Genomic DNA, 17488 nt, shown 5'->3' with positions numbered 1-17488 from the left:
TTTTATATATTAATTTTTGTCTTTCATTTCATAGACGCTTGAGAGGGTTAGAGTGAAGTTCTCTACTGTTTTTTCAAGTGTGATGAAAAAATTCTCCATTCTAGGTATCATTCTTTATACAAAAAGCGGTGAGTGATTAATTTAGTGAATCATATTTTTTATGAGCGTTATCTCATTTTTTCAAAAAATTGACATTATAATTATTTATATAATTCCAAGTAATAATGATCAATATGAAGCTATAAAAGCTACTATAGATTAATAGCTTCTGGAAATTATAAATAATATTTAAGCTTTATTTAAAACTAATTTTAATTTTTTAACTGTGTCATTTTTGCTATAGATTTTTTCAAAAAATTGTGAAACGATTTATCATTATTTATGTATCACATTAGCTTTTAGGGGAGCAATTATGATTACAAAGTATTTAGCCTCAACATCTATATTTTCTTTAATTTCAATTTCTGTAGTACAGGCGTCGGATATCGTTATTCCTGAACAACCTGTTCCTGTTATTCCAGCACCTGCTTTGTCTTGGACAGGATTTTATCTTGGAGGACAGATTGGTAACTTTTCAGGTAAAACAACTGCAAGTTATTTAAAACATGAGACAGGGATATGGAATCCAATTGGAAAGGAGAATTTACCTAAACTTTCTGGTTTTATCGGGGGAGTTTATGCAGGTTCCAATATTGATATCGATAATAGTTTTATTATAGGTATTGATACAGATATTATGTGGTTTGGTAAAAAGGATTCTAAAGATGTCAATCTACCGAAAAAAAGTCCAACTGAAGAAACACCAAAACTTGTAGAAAAAACAAGTCTAACAAGAGATTTGCATGAGGAGGATTCGACAACACCTATTAAAGCTGTACGTCATACTTTAAAACAAAAATGGGCTGGTGCTACACGGGTGAGAGTTGGTTTTGCGATTGAGCGTATGATGCCTTATATTTCTGGAGGGATTGCTTATACGCAGCTTCAGAATATTTTTGCGGCAGTAGCTGATAGCAAAAATGGAGAAGTTGATTTTTCTGATTGGTTGCATGATGAAAAAAAGACCATGATTGGTTATACCCTTGGAGGTGGTATTGATTTTGCAATGACTGATAATATTATTGTACGTGCAGAATATCGTTATTCAGATTTTGGCAAAAAGAAGTTCATACAGGATAAATTTGAAATGGGCTACAAGACAAATGATTTTCGTGTGGGTGTAGCTTATAAATTTTAATTTTTTGCAGAATTAAACACTTCAAAAGTCTCATTTTCGAATGAGGCTTTTATTTTTCAGATATGTTCTAGTAAATATCCTTTACTCAAAAGAGCTACTATTTTATTCGAACAATACTTTGATTTGTAAACATAAATTACTTTTTGTCATGTTGAGTGAGAGACCCAAGTGTCATAAGATTTTCTCATTTTAATTGAACCGATCAAAACCATGTCTTTTGCACGTCAAAAAGAGGGGGCGTCGTGAGATAAAAACATTAAAGAAAGAATAAAAATGCTTCTTATGAACCATTTTAAGTGCTAAAGGCTGTCGCTACATTAGGGGGTGGCAAAGTGTGAGATTTTGATACTAGCTTGCTTTTCCATAAACGTGAAGATGGTGTTGCTAAATGGACTTAACATTACATCATTCATAGGTACCGTCGGGAAATGGGTTTGGGTGCTTTAAAAGATGCTTTTTTAAACCAACATGTGAATTGGCAAGCTAATGGCATTTTATTTTATTTGAAAGATTTTTCATACAATCAACTTTTCTGTTTTGCGGTATCGTAAAATATTTTATTTAATAACAAAAAGCTCGCAAAAAAACTCTAAAGAACGTAAAATTACATCCGCAATATAATTCAATAATAAAATAATTATAAAGAGTATTATAAAGTGATTTATAGGAAAAAATAGAGAGAAAATTAGGAATTTATTGAGACATAAAAAACATTATTACCTATGTCTGTTATCGAAATATAATCTATTATTTTCCTAATTTTTTAATGTACGATAATAAATTTCGAGTGAAATAGTAATGGATCATTTCAAATCTATTTACGATAAATCAATCAACATCATTTGTTTATGAATCACAAGTAGGTTGGGTTATTTAAATTATATACTTTAGTTATTATTTGGCTTTTTTAGCCATTGATTTTCAGGTATAGAAGCTGAATGAGCTTCTCTATTATTCTATAAAATATCATCATTGTAATATTATAAGGATTTTACGCATTAGATGCTTTTGGAGGAGTGGATGATGAAATTCAAAGCAGGGTTTATGTGTAGAGCTTTGTGAAGTAAATCACATGCGCAATTAGCAGCTGGAACCCGTGAGACAAGAATCCGAATTATTTATAAATCAGATGTGGTAGAATTTTCGTCCTTTAGAGCGGGAAGGAAGAAAACCGATAAGTTTGTAAAAAGCTAGTCACATAAGTGGGGCAGCAGATGGAACTGTCTGAGAAAAATTGATCTATTGACAGAGAAGGTGAAACTTTATCTTTTAAGGAGAAAAAGGGAAATAAGAATTATGATTTCCAAAGGGATGTGAAATAAAAATGTTTTTATTTTTGGTTGTTTGGGCAACTATGAAGGTGTTTAAAGATTAATTTTTTCAGTACATGCAATCTCGTTTTTGGGGTTGATAATGCTATAACGTTGTAATTGGCAATGCCATTGATTTTGTAAGCGTTCAATGGAAAATAAATTAAAGCCTGCGGGCGGTTTTTTATCACCAAAAGCTTGTGATGCGGAAGGAACACCAACAATAGGAATTTTTTTAATTGGTCCTTCAATGTAATTCAATGTGGGTAAATGAGTATGTCCGTGAAGAATAAGCTCACAACCGTGGTATTTGATAATGTCTAGAAAACGTTTTATATCCCGTAGTTTTTTATGCCAAGACGTTGCCTTTGGAAAGGGGGGGTGGTGAATCATGACGACACGAAAAAGGTTGCGCTGTGCTGCTTCCTTTAAAAAGAGCGGTAAAGTTTGCGCTTGCATTTTACCAAAATAGCCAGAAGCTTGAAAAGGCAATGTCGCAATGGCTGAAGAAGCTGCTATGATGGCAACATCTTTGCGAATGCGCATATAAGGAAAGGCACTTTTTTGAGGGATGTCACCTGTAATCCAAGGTTTAAAGAGAGTGCATGCTTTTTGTAAAGCGCCGCGGACATAGGCATCGTGATTTCCAAATGTCAAAGAAATATCTTGAGGTTTTCCTAGGTTAAGTAGCCAACGATGAGCTTGTACAAATTCTTTATCGAGAGCAAGATTTACAAGATCACCAGAGATCACAAGGTGATCAGGTTTTGTTTTGTTCAAGGCATCTATTAAAGTTTCTAGGACATCTGTTGCCATCTGACTCTTACGTTTTTTTTGCCAGTTCAGATAACCGGTAAGACGTTTCCCAGAAAGTTCAAAAAGGGAAGGTTGCGGGAGAGGGGAAAGATGTACATCCGATATATGGGCAAGATAAAACATAAAAGCTCGTAAAGTATTAAAAACGATTTAAAGAATAAACATAAGATAAGTTAGTGCTTAAAGGCAAGAAAGATTGTAAAATGAAAATTAGCTTGCAAAAAAGAATGTCTCAAGCGGAATGTTCCAAATAGAATATCCCTAATAAAATATCATTGTGTTGTAGATTCACATATTTGTAAAAAAAACATTTCTCAATGCGTTTGAGCTAATTTCACGATGGTACTCGATATTATAATTGAAAGCTTCTGTGAACTATATAGGGCTTACTGTACACTACCATCTCTACACTTATACAAGGTGCAAATAAAAAACATCATACTATTTTCCCCCAATTTTATGAAAATCCTTGCTTTGCTTTAAGAGGATTCATAAGAGGTATTTCACTCTTTTCTTCAATGGTTTCTATCCATACAGCATCCCTTCTAATAATACGCAAGAGAATGTTTTTTATTGTTTTAATATGAGGATATTGGAAATAAGGAGAATTCCACTGTATTTTGAGTTATAAATCAATACGTTATCTAATTACAAAAGACAAGTAAATACGTAAAAAGATAAGCTGAATTTTAAAACTATTATACGAAATCTCAGACTTTTTAACGGCCTTCATAATACCACATGCTGCTCAACAGTAAAAGGCAAGCAAGCAGTGCAAAAAAACCAGAAAATATCGAAAAATAAAAGGTATTGATTAAACGGGTTTCTGTTGCTTCTTTCAGAACAATTGAATGTGCTGGGGAAGAGGACGGACTTGTTTTTGATTGAATCAGCTTAAATGGAGGAAGATGAATGTTTTCTTTTCCTTCAGGGTGTAAACGTCCGATGTAGCCACCAGTGTGCTTAATAATGGGGGCTAGTTTTTCTTGTGTTGAAATCAAGTCAAACAACTCAAGATTATCGAGCATCCCTACAGAAGAAAGTATTGTTAAACCGCCATTTTTAATGTTAAAAATTCCTGTCTCATCAGTGGTCACAGTTGCAGTAAAAAGGCCTTCTTTCTCTTTGGTCAGAGTAATATTTTCTTTTTTTCCAGAGGGAAAGATTATTTCAGCGGGTTCTGGATGGTCTTTTAGAGTTTGGCGGCGAATTGTTAAATGATGATGGCTGCTGGTCGCACTTAATTTTTCTTCCTCAAGTTCTGGTTCTTTCATGAGCCAATGGGCAATACGACGATAAAGAGCAGCATAAGGACCACCGCCTTCGAAACCTCGTGCCCAAAGCCAACTTTCATCAGAAAGCAACATACCTACACGTCCTTTATCAACATGCGAGAGAAGTAAAAGTGGTTGTTCATCCGCTCCTTTCATGAGGGCGATTCCGTTATTTATGTTTTGAATAGCAATTTGTCGCAACCATTGCCCCCATTGAGAAGCGGGAAGGTTAAGTGTTGCAAGACCCCTTGTGACAGGATGGCGCTCACCTTCTTTGGTTAATGTGGGGCGAAAAGGTTTTTCAATAATAGTTCCATTGGGCAATGCCGGTAGAATGCTTATTAAAGGTGTTTTCGCAAGTGAGTTTTTTTGGGTAAATTCAGGTCCTGTTACCATCAACAATGCACCCCCCTTTTGTACATATTGGGCGATATAATCATAATAGATTAAGGGGAGAACAGTAGAGTGCTGGTAGCCATCAAGGATGATGAGATCAAAGTTATTAATTTCTTCAACAAAGAGTTTTCTTGTGGGAAAGACCACTAAGGATAATTGGCTTGAGGGCGTATTATCTGCTTTGGTGGGGGGACGCAAAATAGTAAAGTGAACAAGATCAATATTGGAGTCACCCTTCAAAAGGTCTCGCCATGTCCGTTCTCCATTATAAGGAGCACCTGAAATAAGAAGAACGCGTAAATTTTCTCTGATTCCTTCAATAATTGTTATGGCGCGGTTGTTTTCCAAGCTTAGTTCACCTTTGTGTGGATCAGTTATAACTTGGATAATATTTTTTTCAGCATGAGGAAGGGTAATTTCAGTTTGAAAAATCACGCCAGGAGTTACAGAATAATGGCCAATGTCTTGTCCATTGACGCTTAGTGTAATATTTACTTTCTGTGATATTGTTTTTTTGGCGGGGCCTTTATCTTCTACCAAAATGGAGAGCGTTTGTGGTTTGTTGACAAGGGCAAAGCGTGGAGGAGAAATAAACTTGATTTGGCGATCAAATTCATCTGAGTATCCTGTAATCAGGGCATTGAGAGGTGCTTCATGATGAAGATCTGATAGGTCAGGGATGTCATGCACTTGTCCATCGGTGATAAAAATGGTTCCTGCATAACGAGAGAACGGTATATCAGATAATGCTTGTGTTAAAGCTTCAAACAAATTCGTTGAGGGTGCATATTGATTATCAGCAAGTTTCCCAGCTTCAATAAAGCGTGGTTCAAATTGTGGATAATGCGCCAGTGTTTCGACTAATTGCCTGCGCGCTTCATCACTATCATTTGTACGTGTTCCAAATGATTGGCTTTTGCTGCGGTCAATGACAATGCCTACTGTGCTTTTCAGTGGTTCGCGCTGTTCTTTTATGATCATTGGATTGAGCAAAGCAAGGATAAGGGCGCTTAATGCCATCAGACGAAATAAAGAACCTTGCCGTTGCGTAACAAGACCAACAACGACAAAAAGAATCGATATTCCGCTTAAGAGCAGAATCCAAAAGAGTGGTAAAAAAGGCTGAAAAGTGAAAAATGATATCATTGCCTTCTTTCTCTTTTAAAGCGTTCCAAGAGTGCTGGAACATGCACTTGATCCGCTTTATAGTTTCCTGTAAGCACATAAAGGACAATATTTAAACCTGCACGAAATGCCCATAGACGTTGCATTGGATCATTGGGAACAAGGGGATATTTCCATGCCCCTTTTTCATCGAGTGCCCAAGCCCCAGCAAAGTTATTTGCGGTGATGAGAAGGGAGCTTACGTTATCGCCGTTGGCAAGAGAGTTTTTATTTTTTTTGTTTGTTGATGAGGATTCAACCCATAAAGGTGAACCACGGTAGAGACCAGGAAAATCTGGCATAATATAAAAAGAACGTGCAACAACATGATCTGTTGATGCTGGCTCAATGGATGGAATATTTAACTCTTTTAAGATATCTCGTAATCTTTGCGTTTCTGGAGTAGCGTCTCCTTCAAGATTAAGATTGCTCTTTATCTGATCGCGCGTGTCAAATAAAATTGTTCCCCCATGTTTCATAAAGTTATTTATTTTTTCAAGGCTTTTGGGGGTTGGTATAGGACTCTTAACATCAATTGGCCAGTAAATAAGAGGATAAAAAGAGAGTTCATCTTTATCGAGATCAAGTGCTGTAACAGAGCCAAGGGTAAGCATTGTGCGCTCTGCGATAAATTGACTTAACGCTTCTAGACCACTTTTACTCGTTGTATCAATTTCATGATTATTGGTTATAACATAGGCAAGATGTGTTGCGCCAGCAGCTTGTACACTATCATGATGATTTTCTTTCGTTTGTGCATGAAGAGTTGGATCATATGAAAACAAGGCAATAAGACTTATAAAGGGGACGAGAAACATATTACGCCGTTTCATGAAAGAAAAAATATCTCCCATCCATAAAATGAGAAAATTGTCAAAGGCGAATAATAAGATGGCTAATCCTAAAAGTGGACCGATAAGATTTTTTTCTTTTGTATCGTAAGATAAAGGGCTTTTATTAAGAGAAGTTGGCAATGATGATTGTTTCATCAAGTGCGACGAATGAGTTAAGAGATTGAGTGCATAAAAATTGTTTTTGGCACCATAAAGTCCTGGGGGAGTATGGTAGGAAGGATGGGGTGGATTTTGAGAGTCAAAGATCAAAGGAACAACATCAGAGGGTGGTACTTGTAATTGTCCGTCAACGGCTATAGTTCGCCAAGGGTTTTGTATCACTGTTCTTTTTTCTCTGTGTGTTAGGTTTGTGTTTTCGTTAGAACCTAATGTGATTAATTTTTGCAGCATTTGTGCAAAAAAGCCAGAAAGAGGAAGGTTAGACCATGTTGGGTCAGGAGCAACATGAATGAGAATGAGGGTTCCTTTACCACGTTTTGCTGCGGTAACAAGAGGAGTTCCATCCGAAAGGCTAAGCCACGTTTTTTCAAAAAGATCTGGGGTTGGTTCTGCGAGGATTTGGCGCGAGACAGTAACATCTCCTGGAAAGGGAAGACCAAAGAAAAAGCTATTTTTTGCAAAAGGGGCAAGCTTTTGTGGTTTTGTCCAAGACATAATACTTCCAAGGGAACGTTGACCTGGGCGCAGTGGTATCGGAAGAAGGTTATCGTAATGTTCTGCGCTACTGAGTTTTTCTCCTGCAAAGCGGATGAGTGTTCCCCCTTTATTCACAAAATCAGAAAGTTTTTTTTCTGCTTTTGGGGGTATGTTAACAATGTCACCCATAATCAAAACAGATGGATTTTGTTTAAGCAAATGATCAATATCCGTTGAAAGTTCTCTTCCACCGGCTGTTATAAGCTGTGTATGACCTTGTAAGGCTTTGATAATGTAATAAAATGGAGCAAGTAAAGGCTGTGCCATTTCATTGGTATCGGGTGAGAGAAGAGCAACACGGCTTATCCTGTTATGGCTATCTACCAAGAAGGTTGCAGCAGCATGGTTTTGATTGTTTATTTTTATCCAAGCGATATCATTGCGTAGTTCAAGTGGTACATTAAAAGGAACAAGTGCTGTTGTTTCTCCTTCAGAGAACTTGTTCGTAAATTGACCGAGAAGTTGATTATTTGAATCGTAAAGGCTGAGTATAGCGGGAGTATTACTGTGTGTTGTTGAGCGGATAATACGCGCGCCCATGTTTCCATTGTTATTTTCTATGGATGTTATGCCGGTTAAATCGGAAATATCAGTCAAATACCACAAGAAGTTTCTAGGTTTTAATTCTTCAAGAAGAGCAAAAGCTTGCTCATCTTCATTTGTTTGTAATCCATCACTTAAATAAGCAATATCAAGAGGTTTTCCTTTGGTTCTTTCGCTGAGTTTTTTGAAGGCATGCACACGGTTGACAGGCCAAGGACGCGGTTGCAAATGCATTAAATGCTGTTTTATAATCTTGGCTGGTTGGGGCTCTATATTGGAGATATTATTTTCAGCCGTTGCAACAAGATAAATATTTTTTTGCTGTTTTTCTGCCTGTGCAAGGAGCATTTCAGCGATAGAGATGCGCTGTTTCCATTCTTTTACAGAAACCCAACCATTATCAATAATGAGTGCAAGGGGTTGAGATCCGGAAAAGCTTATTGGTTTTTGATTCCAAGTGGGGCGTGCTAGAGCTATGATAACAAGTGCCGCTATGGTTAAACGCAACAAGAGCAACCACCAAGGTGTATGTTTTGCTGTTTCTTGTTGATGAGTTGGTTTGGGTAAGAAGCGAAAAGGGGGAAAAAGCTCTTTACGCGGAGATGGAGGAGTTATCCGCAACAGCCACCAAATGACCGGTAGGAACAAAAGCCCTAGTAACAGAAAGGGAGCAGCAAAACTCAAAGTGCCCTCCTTTTTTGCAATGGAGAGTCGCTCATTGTATTTGCAAGATGAAAAATGGTCTCTGTTAAAGGTTGATCTGTTGTACTAACGTGATAAGACCATCCTTGGCGTGCGCAAAAATTTACCAATTCTTGTCGCCTTGCGTGATATAGTTTACAATAGCTCTTACGAAGATCTTCTGCTTTAGTGGAAACATGTTTCTCTTTCGTTTCGGGATCCAAAAATTCTGTGTGACCTGTGTAGGGAAAGCTTTCTTCTGCGGGATCAGAAATTTCAATTAAATGCGCTGTCACTTGTTTTGTAGTTAAAACGGTTAAATATTGGATGATTTTTTCAGGATAGTCGAGAAAATCACTCATTATAATGACATGTGAAAAGCGTGTAATCGTTGAAAAATCCGGAAATAAATTTTCATCTGAATGATTTTCTAAAGCAAAGGCTATTCGTTCTACGACATTGGATGTCATTGTGGGGGACATTAAGTTAGGAATAGCAATATGTTCGCCACTGCGTGCAAGAAGGGATGCCAAGGTAAGGGTAAGAATAATGGCATGATTACCTTTAGAGATTTTAGAAAAGCGCGAACAGTAATGCATTGATGCGCTCTGATCAGGACAAAGCCAAACGGTTTGTGTCGTTTGCCATTCGTGTTCGCGCAGATACGTATTTTCATCACGCGCTGAGCGACGCCAATCAATGCGGGTAATGGATTCTCCTTCCATATAGGGACGAAATTGCCAAAAGTTTTCCCCATTACCGCTTTTACGTTGTCTGTGCCATCCGGTTATCAGTGTATTAGCGATATGACGCGCTTGTAAAAGGAAATATGGCATTTTGCCAGTATCCTTATGCAGTTCATTTGCCAGCGACAATGGAGGCTTTTGTAAAACTTTTTTGCCAAGTGCCATTCAAAGAGCATCTTTCACAAGGTTATTGATAATATCTTTTACGGTTATATCTTCAGCACGGGCAGAAAAATTAAGAGCCATGCGGTGTTGTAATACAGGATAGGCCAATGCTTCAACATCATCAAGTGAAGGGGCTAAGCGTCCATAATAAAGAGCACGGGCGCGAACACAAAGTGAAAGGGCTTGTGATGCCCGTGGACCAGGTCCCCAAGAAACATAAGTATTAGCAAGGCTATTGTCTTTATGAGGGCGAGATGAGCGGACAATTTTTAAAATAGCTTCGATCACACTTTCTGAAAGAGGCATTTTGCGAACGATATTTTGAATTTTTTGCAATTTTTTGCCGGATAAAATTGGTTTTGCATTTGATTTTTTTTCTTTTGTTGTTTCTAAAATAATCCGTCGCTCTGTTGTGAGGTCAGGATAGTCAATATCGATTTGCATCAAAAAGCGATCCAGTTGTGCTTCAGGAAGTGGATAGGTCCCTTCTTGTTCGAGAGGATTTTGCGTTGCAAGAACATGAAAAGGTTGTGGCAAATCATAACGGTTACCTGCAACAGTAACATGATATTCTTGCATAGCTTGTAAAAGGGCTGACTGTGTCCGTGGGGAAGCACGATTGATTTCATCGGCCATGAGAAGTTGCGTAAAAATAGGACCTTGAATGTATCGAAAAGAACGTTTACCGTCTTTATCGGAATCCATAATTTCAGAACCAATAATATCCGATGGCATTAAGTCAGGAGTGAATTGGATGCGTTTTTCATCAAGCCCTAAGACTGTTCCCAATGTTTCAACAAGACGTGTTTTTGCAAGTCCTGGAGCACCGACAAGAAGGGCGTGACCACCAGCAAAAATAGCGATTAAAGCATATTCGATTACCTGATTTTGCCCAAAAATAACTTTGTCAATTTCTTTTTGTAAAATATCCAATTCTTTGTGTGCCGTATCAATATCATCAATAATGACTTGAGCTTCATGATTGATATTGACCTTTTTTATAGAATTGGATGATGGATCATGTTGACTCATATTTCTTCCTTAAGGCGTTTGTCGCAAAAATGGTAATTTTCTCTGCATGATAATGGATATCTTATTGTTTGTAACAGAAAATGAGAAGAAATGAAGTATCATATGCCGTTTTTTTTCATATTCGTATAGAAGAGAAAAGTTTCTTTGGAAGAATAGACGTGCTTTATAAGGGATGTCTTAAAAAATTTGTTTTATGAAGAGAGTTTTTTAAAGCAATGAAGACAACTTTTTTGAAAGGTTAAAGGGTGAATATAAGACAGAACTTCAAACAGGTTGCGTGGTTACAACAAAGTGATATCCAAACACTTCTTCGTGTTTTGTCTGTGGAGGGGGAAGAGGCGCGTATTGTAGGGGGAGCAGTGCGCAATCAACTGCTAGGGCAGCCTATTAGTGATATTGATATTGCAACAACCTGTTTGCCGCAACAGGTTATTGCACGTGTAGAAGAAGCAGGATTTAAAGCTATTCCTACAGGGATTGCTTTTGGTACAATAACAGTAGTTGCTCATTCATGTTCTTATGAGGTTACAACGCTTCGCTGCGATATTGAAACAGATGGTCGTCATGCAAAAGTGGCATTTGGTCGTGATTGGAAAAAAGATGCTGAACGGCGAGATTTTACGATAAATGCGCTTTATTGTGATGCTGCTGGCAACCTTTATGATGATGTGGGAGGTTTGAGTGATATTGCTAGCCGAACAGTTCGTTTTATTGGGGTTGCAGAAGATCGTATTGGCGAAGATTATTTGCGTATTTTACGGTTTTTTCGCTTTTTTGCGTGGTATGGAGCAGGGCGACCTGATGTGCAAGGATTGAAGGCATGTGTTCGTTTAAAACACGGTTTAAAAAAACTTTCTTCTGAACGTATTTGGGCAGAAATGAAAAAGCTTCTTGCGGCGTTTGATCCAACGCGTGCTCTTTTATGGATGCGACAAAGCAGAATTTTGGCACTCATTTTTCCTGAAACAGAACGATGGGGTATTGATGCAATTCACGCATTGGTGAAGACAGAACAGGATCTTGGTTGGAAAGTTGATCCATTGTTACGGCTAGAAAGCCTTCTTCCTCCTGATCCCATGCGTCTTCATGAAATGGCACAGCGCTTGCGTTTTTCTCTTAAAGAAACAACGCGATTAAAAGAATGGGCAGAGTTAGAAATAATAAACCAAAACTGTTCTGATCATTTTGTGCAAAAACTGATTTATTTTCATGGACGACAGCCAGTTTTAGATCAATTATCGTTGTCTGTCGCTGCATCACATCTTGATCATCTGGAAAAAAGTGATGCTTTGCAAAAAGCAGAGGGTTATGTCAAGCTTTATCAATTTGCCCAAAAATGGCAAATTCCAACTTTTCCTATTAATGGTAACGATTTAATAAAGAAAGGTTTTACAAAAGGTGTACTTTTAGGAAAAAAGCTTAAAGAGCTAGAAATGATATGGATTGAAAGCGGATTTTTAATGGATCGTCATGCACTATTAGAAAAAATTGATTTATAATATTTCTGTTTATAAACTCACTGTTGTTTATATTTTTTAAGTCAACATATTAATTTATAATAATCATTATTTATGTGAAATAAGAGTTCACAATATTGTAAGGTTATTTCAAACCTGTTCATATTACATCAATCAAAGTTATTGCCTTACACGTCACAAGTGAGGAAAAATGATTACAGAGAGGAAAAATGTCTCTTATGAATCATCTCAAAGATAAGGATTCTCGAAAATGAGAACGAATAAAGAGAATAGTGGTAGCGGTTTGCACCTTGTATGACCATAAAGAGGGGGATGTTCACTGGATTTTTACTATGAGGAGTATTTAATCATTCATAGGTGGTGATATGAGGTGATATGAAATGGATGTGATGGGCACTAAGAAATGTTTATTTTACCAGCACTTAATTGTTGGAAAATGATAGGCATTATACGCTCTAACTGTTCTTTATATGTTGTATTATTGTTTTTCGTGATAATTTATGTTTTTATAGATTACAGTTTCTTTCATGATAACCAATTTGGCGTAATGCTTCTCCTGTTGTTATGGCTACGCTCATGGCGAGATTTAGAGAGCGTGCCTGTGGTTGCATGGGAATTTTTAATGTGTAATCGGCCGCTTCATGAACATAATCGGGAACGCCAGCTGTTTCACGACCAAAAAGTAAAACATCATTTCTTTGATAGCATATCTGCGTATAGCATGTTTTTGCTTTTGTACTTAAAAGCAACAGGCGGCGGTTAAAGTGTTTCATGGAGCTTATAAAATGTTGCCAATCAATGTGTCGTTCTAAGGAAGCATATTCGAGATAATCCAATCCTGCGCGTTTGAGATTACGATCCGACAGATTAAAGCCTGCAGGTTCAATAATGTGCACATGTAAACCAAAGCAAGCGCTAAGACGTAAAATCGTTCCAGTATTACCAGCAATATCAGGTTGGAAAAGAGCTATATGAAGTGTCATGTTCTCTATAATATGATTTTTCTTTCGACTTTGTAAAGAAGCACCACAATTTATTCGAAAAATATGCTTTGAGAAATACATGTTTTTTACGGTTCATTTTTATTCCCTTTAAATTTCAGGGAAAAAGTTATGTATACAGGTCTGTTTGGGATCAGAGAGAAGCTCCCTATTAGGGACTTCATTTTATTGAGCAATCCATGAAATGAATTGGCTCATTATGTTGAAAAGTGGGATATTTAATGAGGTTAGATCATCAATTTTAATTAAAATCAACAAAATATGCTTTTTATGCAAAAACAGAAGCGAAAAAAATACTCATGCAACCAGTTGGAATTGAGGGAGGGAGAGATGCTGTAAATGTGTTAAAGAAATAACCGATAAGCTCAACTTGTTTACTGAGATATGGTCATAACAAGACTATGTTTCTTTCTTTAGAAGTGTTTATTTACATGCTATCTCTGATTTTCACGGGCGGGGGAGTAATTTTGATTGATTAATATGAATAGGTTTGAAATGAAAAAACCTTACGGTGTTTAGGGATTTCATTCACTCTGTAAAACGATGAATTATCATTATAAAACAGTTTTTTGTATAAACCATACAAATGGCAGGAGTTTTTTACGGGGATGTTTTTATGGTTGAGGTAACGGAGTGATCAAGCATTGTACAATGGGAGAGGGTATGGTAAAAGAATGTTTTAGCAAAGTGTCTCTTTAAGTTAAGGCCATGGGTGAGCAAACGAGGCGGGATTTTCTGTTTTTGGTAACAGCTGTTGCAGGAGCAGTTGGAATGGGAGCGGTTGTGTGGCCTTTTATCCGTCAGTTGCGTCCAGATGAAGCTGTTTTGGCATCTTCCTCTGTTGAGGTTGATCTTTCTGGTATTGAAGAGGGGATGTCAGTAACGGTAAAGTGGCGAGGACAGCCTGTTGTTATTCGAAATCGTACGGCAAAAGAAATTGCTGATGCGCGCGCTACTGAATTGAGACTTCTAAAAGATCGTCAAGCGCGCAATCCTAATCTTGAAGGTGAAAAAGAAGCGACGGATTTTGCACGTTCAGCAGGTAAAGGACGTGAAAATTGGCTTATCGTCATTAATCTTTGTACGCATTTAGGCTGTATAACACTTGGGCAATCTGGGAAATTTGGAGGGTGGTTGTGTCCATGTCATGGGTCTGTTTATGATACAGCTGGAAGAGTGCGGTCGGGTCCAGCTAACTATAATTTGGCTATTCCTCCTTACCAATTTCTTTCTGATACTTTGCTCAAAATAGGATAAGGTTATGACAAGGTTTTCTCCTTATTGTCCTAAAAATGCACTTGCCCGTTGGTTTGATAAGCGTTTTCCTCTTCCTCGTTTTTTTTATAATGCATTTGTGATTTTTCCTGTTCCGCGTAATCTTAATTACTTTTATACATTTGGCGGTATTTTGACCATTATGCTTGTGTCACAGCTTTTGACTGGTATTGTCTTGGCTATGCATTATGTTCCGGATATTCATTTGGCTTTTGAAACCAGTGAACGATTTCGGCGTGAAGGGCAGTTTGGTTGGCTTTTTCGTCCATGGCATTGTGTAGGCTCTTCGTTTTTTTTTATTGCTGTTTATATCCATTTGGCACGTGGACTTTATTATGGTTCTTATAAAAATATGCGAGAAATGGTATGGGTTACAGGTATTTTTATTTATATCATCATGATGGCAATAGCATTTTTTGGTTATGTGCTTGTTTGGGGGATGATGTCTATTTCAGCGGCTTCAGTGATTGCAGGGCTTTTAAAAACGATACCTTTGGTGGGGACATGGTTGCATGAGACACTTCTGGGTGGTTATGTCGTAGGACAACCAACGTTGAATCGTTTTTATGTTTTCCATTATGTTTTATCATTTATTTTGCTTCTTTTTGTGGGGCTGCATATTTGGGCAATTCATTGTGTTGGGCAAGGCAATCCAACGGGTCTTGCTATACAATCAGATAAGGAAACAGTTCCATTTTCGCCTTATGCGCTTATCAAAGATATTTTTGCTATTACTGTTTTTCTCATCTTCTTTGCCTGGTTTTTGTTTTATATGCCCGATTATATGGGGCAGGCTGAAAATTATAGTGTGGCAGATCCTTTAAAGGCACCTCTTCGTGTGGTTCCAGAATGGTATTTTTTGCCTTTTTATGCGATGCTTCGTGCTATAACTTTTGATATCGGTATTTTCTCTTCAAACTTTGTTGGCTTTGTTTTATTCGTCAGTTCGATTTGCATTTTAATTTTTGTGCCATGGTTAGACCGCTCTAAAATATGTTCAGCAAGATATCGACCTGTTTATAAAATTTTCTTTTGGGCGTTGGTTATTGATGTCGTTTTTCTTGGTTGGTTGGGGTCAAGAGAAATAAGTGACAAAATTCTTTTATGGACACAATTGGCTACGGTTTATTATTTTATATTTTTTTTGGTTATTTTGCCGATTTTGCCAGCGTTTGAAAAAAATTGTTCTCTTCCTTCTTCAATTATGCAAGATTTAAAACAGAAAAAAAAGAGACTATGGTAAATGTTTTTGTCGGGCTGGTTGTTATTGTTGCTATGAGTTTTTCTGCTCAGAGTTTAGCGAGTGATGCCTCTGATCAGGAAGAAGGATTTATTTCTTTTCCTTTACAGGTTCCTAAAAAACAAGAATGGAGTTTTTCAGGTCCATTTGGGCTTTATGATAAGGCGCAATTGAGGCGCGGATTAAAGGTTTATAGACAAGTTTGTTCCAGCTGCCATGGGCTAAAATATGTGGCTTTTCGCAATTTAAAAGATCTTGGGTATGATCAAGAACAGATCAAAGCTTTGGCGGGGCAATATGAAGTGCGCGATGGTCCTAATCGAGAAGGAAAATTTTTTAAACGTGCTGGGGTTGCAACGGATTATTTTCCTTCTCCCTTTTCACATGAAGAAGAAGCAAGATTTATTTTGAATAGTGCTTATCCTCCAGATTTGACATTGATAGCACGTGCACGTGGGGTATCTTTGCCGTTTCCTGCTTTAATTACTGATGCATTGACTCATTATGATACAGCTGGTCCAGATTATATTACAGCTCTTTTAACAGGATATCAGAAGGCACCGAAGGAGATAAAAATTGCGAATGGTTATTGGTATAATCCTTATTTTATTGCCGGTAATTCTTTAACTATGGCTCCTCCTTTGAGTGATGGTATGGTTACTTATGAAGATGGAACCCCAGAAATCATTGAACATTATGCGCGCGATGTTTCTGCTTTTTTGATGTGGGCTGCCGATCCTCATATGGAAATTCGTAAAAAAACCGGTTTTCGTGTTATTTTATTTTTAATCATTTTTGCAGGGTTTGTTTATATTTTAAAAAATCGTATTTGGTGTGGTTTAGAAGAAGAATTAGAGAAAGAAATAAAAGACGAAATAAAGAGAAAAGGGTAAAGCGATAAGGCTCAAAAGAGTATAGAGTATAAAGAGCATAAGGAACAAATCTTTTTATGATGCATTGAGGTTTTATAAAGTAAAAGCAAAGTAAAAATGGAGATGTTAAAATGAAAAAAATTGCATGTACTACTCTTATGTCAATTTTGATGGTTTCTAGTACTTATGCTCAGTCTTTTGAAGTGCCTTCAAAACCTGAAATGATCTCTTCGACGGGTATTGTACAGGTGGGGATAGATAAGTCTGTGCGTTATGTGACACCTTTAGCAACGGATTTTGTTGCTTCCAGTCTTATAGGCGCCAATGTATATAATATAGAAGATGAAAATATTGGTGAAGTAAAAGATATTATTTTACGTGAAAATAATATTGCAGGATTTGTTATTGCTGTTGGTGGTTTTCTTGGCATAGGCGAGAGTTATGTGGTCGTTTCTCCAGAAACAATCCAGATGACAAATGATTATGGTAAATGGAAACTTATTACAAATGCGACAAAAGATTCTTTAAAGAACGCTCCAACATTTAAATACGAAGGGCGTTGGACACGCTAATTTTATATTTCTATTCTTTAATGGACCAAGCTGTTGCTATCACAATCATATGCTAGCAACAGTTTTTTTGTTCTAAAAACTCTTGAGAATTTTTGCGACAAGATTCCAAGGAGCTATTACCAAAGTTTTCAAGATA

General features: G+C 37.1%; 12 protein-coding genes. 6 read left to right on the top strand and 6 right to left on the bottom strand.

The genetic code is table 11. From position 1 onward, the window contains the following. Positions 1 to 412 precede the first annotated feature (412 nt). Positions 413 to 1237, top strand: coding sequence for an outer membrane protein (locus ACFIMP_RS00805; RefSeq protein ID WP_375612993.1), 825 nt, complete (start codon positions 413 to 415; stop codon positions 1235 to 1237). 1364 nt (positions 1238 to 2601) lie between these two features. Here the strand turns inward: ACFIMP_RS00805 and ACFIMP_RS00800 are convergent. From ACFIMP_RS00800 to ACFIMP_RS00780, 5 genes are all read right to left on the bottom strand, one after another. Then, positions 2602 to 3486 (bottom strand): metallophosphoesterase family protein, encoded by an 885-nt coding sequence (locus tag ACFIMP_RS00800; RefSeq protein WP_375612992.1) that lies wholly within the window; start codon positions 3484 to 3486, stop codon positions 2602 to 2604. Positions 3487 to 4082: 596 nt separating this feature from the next. Further along, positions 4083 to 6179, bottom strand: coding sequence for a glutamine amidotransferase (locus tag ACFIMP_RS00795; RefSeq protein WP_375652304.1), 2097 nt, complete (start codon positions 6177 to 6179; stop codon positions 4083 to 4085). After that, positions 6176 to 8974 (bottom strand): DUF4159 domain-containing protein, encoded by a 2799-nt coding sequence (locus ACFIMP_RS00790; RefSeq protein ID WP_375685894.1) that lies wholly within the window; start codon positions 8972 to 8974, stop codon positions 6176 to 6178. The genes ACFIMP_RS00795 and ACFIMP_RS00790 overlap by 4 nt, the downstream gene beginning before the upstream one ends. Beyond that, positions 8971 to 9882 carry a DUF58 domain-containing protein gene (locus ACFIMP_RS00785; protein ID WP_375612989.1) on the bottom strand — a complete coding sequence of 304 codons (912 nt, stop codon included), beginning with the start codon at positions 9880 to 9882 and terminating at the stop codon, positions 8971 to 8973. Before ACFIMP_RS00785 ends, ACFIMP_RS00790 begins: the two co-directional genes overlap by 4 nt. Continuing rightward, complete coding sequence (locus ACFIMP_RS00780) at positions 9883 to 10914, bottom strand: AAA family ATPase (RefSeq protein ID WP_375612988.1); 1032 nt, start codon at positions 10912 to 10914, stop codon at positions 9883 to 9885. It abuts the gene before it with no gap. 245 nt (positions 10915 to 11159) lie between these two features. Between ACFIMP_RS00780 and ACFIMP_RS00775 the strand changes: the two genes are divergently transcribed. Beyond that, positions 11160 to 12413 (top strand): CCA tRNA nucleotidyltransferase, encoded by a 1254-nt coding sequence (locus tag ACFIMP_RS00775; protein WP_375612987.1) that lies wholly within the window; start codon positions 11160 to 11162, stop codon positions 12411 to 12413. 485 nt (positions 12414 to 12898) lie between these two features. On the opposite strand, the gene ACFIMP_RS00770 is transcribed toward ACFIMP_RS00775, so the two are convergent. After that, positions 12899 to 13375 carry a tRNA (cytidine(34)-2'-O)-methyltransferase gene (locus ACFIMP_RS00770; RefSeq protein ID WP_375612986.1) on the bottom strand — a complete coding sequence of 159 codons (477 nt, stop codon included), beginning with the start codon at positions 13373 to 13375 and terminating at the stop codon, positions 12899 to 12901. 726 nt (positions 13376 to 14101) lie between these two features. On the opposite strand from ACFIMP_RS00770, the gene petA reads away from it, so the two are divergent. From petA to ACFIMP_RS00750, 4 genes are all read left to right on the top strand, one after another. Then, positions 14102 to 14650: a ubiquinol-cytochrome c reductase iron-sulfur subunit gene (gene petA, locus ACFIMP_RS00765; protein WP_375611173.1), complete on the top strand. Its 549-nt coding sequence runs from the start codon at positions 14102 to 14104 to the stop codon at positions 14648 to 14650. 4 nt (positions 14651 to 14654) lie between these two features. Next, positions 14655 to 15911, top strand: coding sequence for a cytochrome b (locus ACFIMP_RS00760; protein ID WP_375612985.1), 1257 nt, complete (start codon positions 14655 to 14657; stop codon positions 15909 to 15911). Next, on the top strand, positions 15905 to 16801 hold the full coding sequence (locus ACFIMP_RS00755) for a cytochrome c1 (RefSeq protein ID WP_375612984.1): 897 nt from the start codon (positions 15905 to 15907) through the stop codon (positions 16799 to 16801). Before ACFIMP_RS00760 ends, ACFIMP_RS00755 begins: the two co-directional genes overlap by 7 nt. A 110-nt stretch (positions 16802 to 16911) precedes the next feature. After that, on the top strand, positions 16912 to 17352 hold the full coding sequence (locus ACFIMP_RS00750; protein WP_375611176.1) for a PRC-barrel domain-containing protein: 441 nt from the start codon (positions 16912 to 16914) through the stop codon (positions 17350 to 17352). Positions 17353 to 17488 lie beyond the last annotated feature (136 nt).

The organism is Bartonella sp. AP65SXKL (genome assembly GCF_042195725.1).
Classification (GTDB): Bacteria; Pseudomonadota; Alphaproteobacteria; order Rhizobiales; family Rhizobiaceae; genus Bartonella.
This window is presented reverse-complemented; position numbering and strand designations above follow the sequence as displayed.

What these genes read in the sequence shown, in the direction of transcription:
- ACFIMP_RS00780 (WP_375612988.1), bottom strand. Translation starts at nt 10,914, where the DNA reads ATGAGTCAACATGATCCATCATCCAATTCTATAAAAAAGGTCAATATC.
- ACFIMP_RS00805 (WP_375612993.1), top strand. Translation starts at nt 413, where the DNA reads ATGATTACAAAGTATTTAGCCTCAACATCTATATTTTCTTTAATTTCA.
- ACFIMP_RS00785 (WP_375612989.1), bottom strand. Translation starts at nt 9,882, where the DNA reads ATGGCACTTGGCAAAAAAGTTTTACAAAAGCCTCCATTGTCGCTGGCA.
- ACFIMP_RS00770 (WP_375612986.1), bottom strand. Translation starts at nt 13,375, where the DNA reads ATGACACTTCATATAGCTCTTTTCCAACCTGATATTGCTGGTAATACT.
- ACFIMP_RS00800 (WP_375612992.1), bottom strand. Translation starts at nt 3,486, where the DNA reads ATGTTTTATCTTGCCCATATATCGGATGTACATCTTTCCCCTCTCCCG.
- ACFIMP_RS00760 (WP_375612985.1), top strand. Translation starts at nt 14,655, where the DNA reads ATGACAAGGTTTTCTCCTTATTGTCCTAAAAATGCACTTGCCCGTTGG.
- ACFIMP_RS00795 (WP_375652304.1), bottom strand. Translation starts at nt 6,179, where the DNA reads ATGATATCATTTTTCACTTTTCAGCCTTTTTTACCACTCTTTTGGATT.
- ACFIMP_RS00750 (WP_375611176.1), top strand. Translation starts at nt 16,912, where the DNA reads ATGAAAAAAATTGCATGTACTACTCTTATGTCAATTTTGATGGTTTCT.
- petA (WP_375611173.1), top strand. Translation starts at nt 14,102, where the DNA reads ATGGGTGAGCAAACGAGGCGGGATTTTCTGTTTTTGGTAACAGCTGTT.
- ACFIMP_RS00755 (WP_375612984.1), top strand. Translation starts at nt 15,905, where the DNA reads ATGGTAAATGTTTTTGTCGGGCTGGTTGTTATTGTTGCTATGAGTTTT.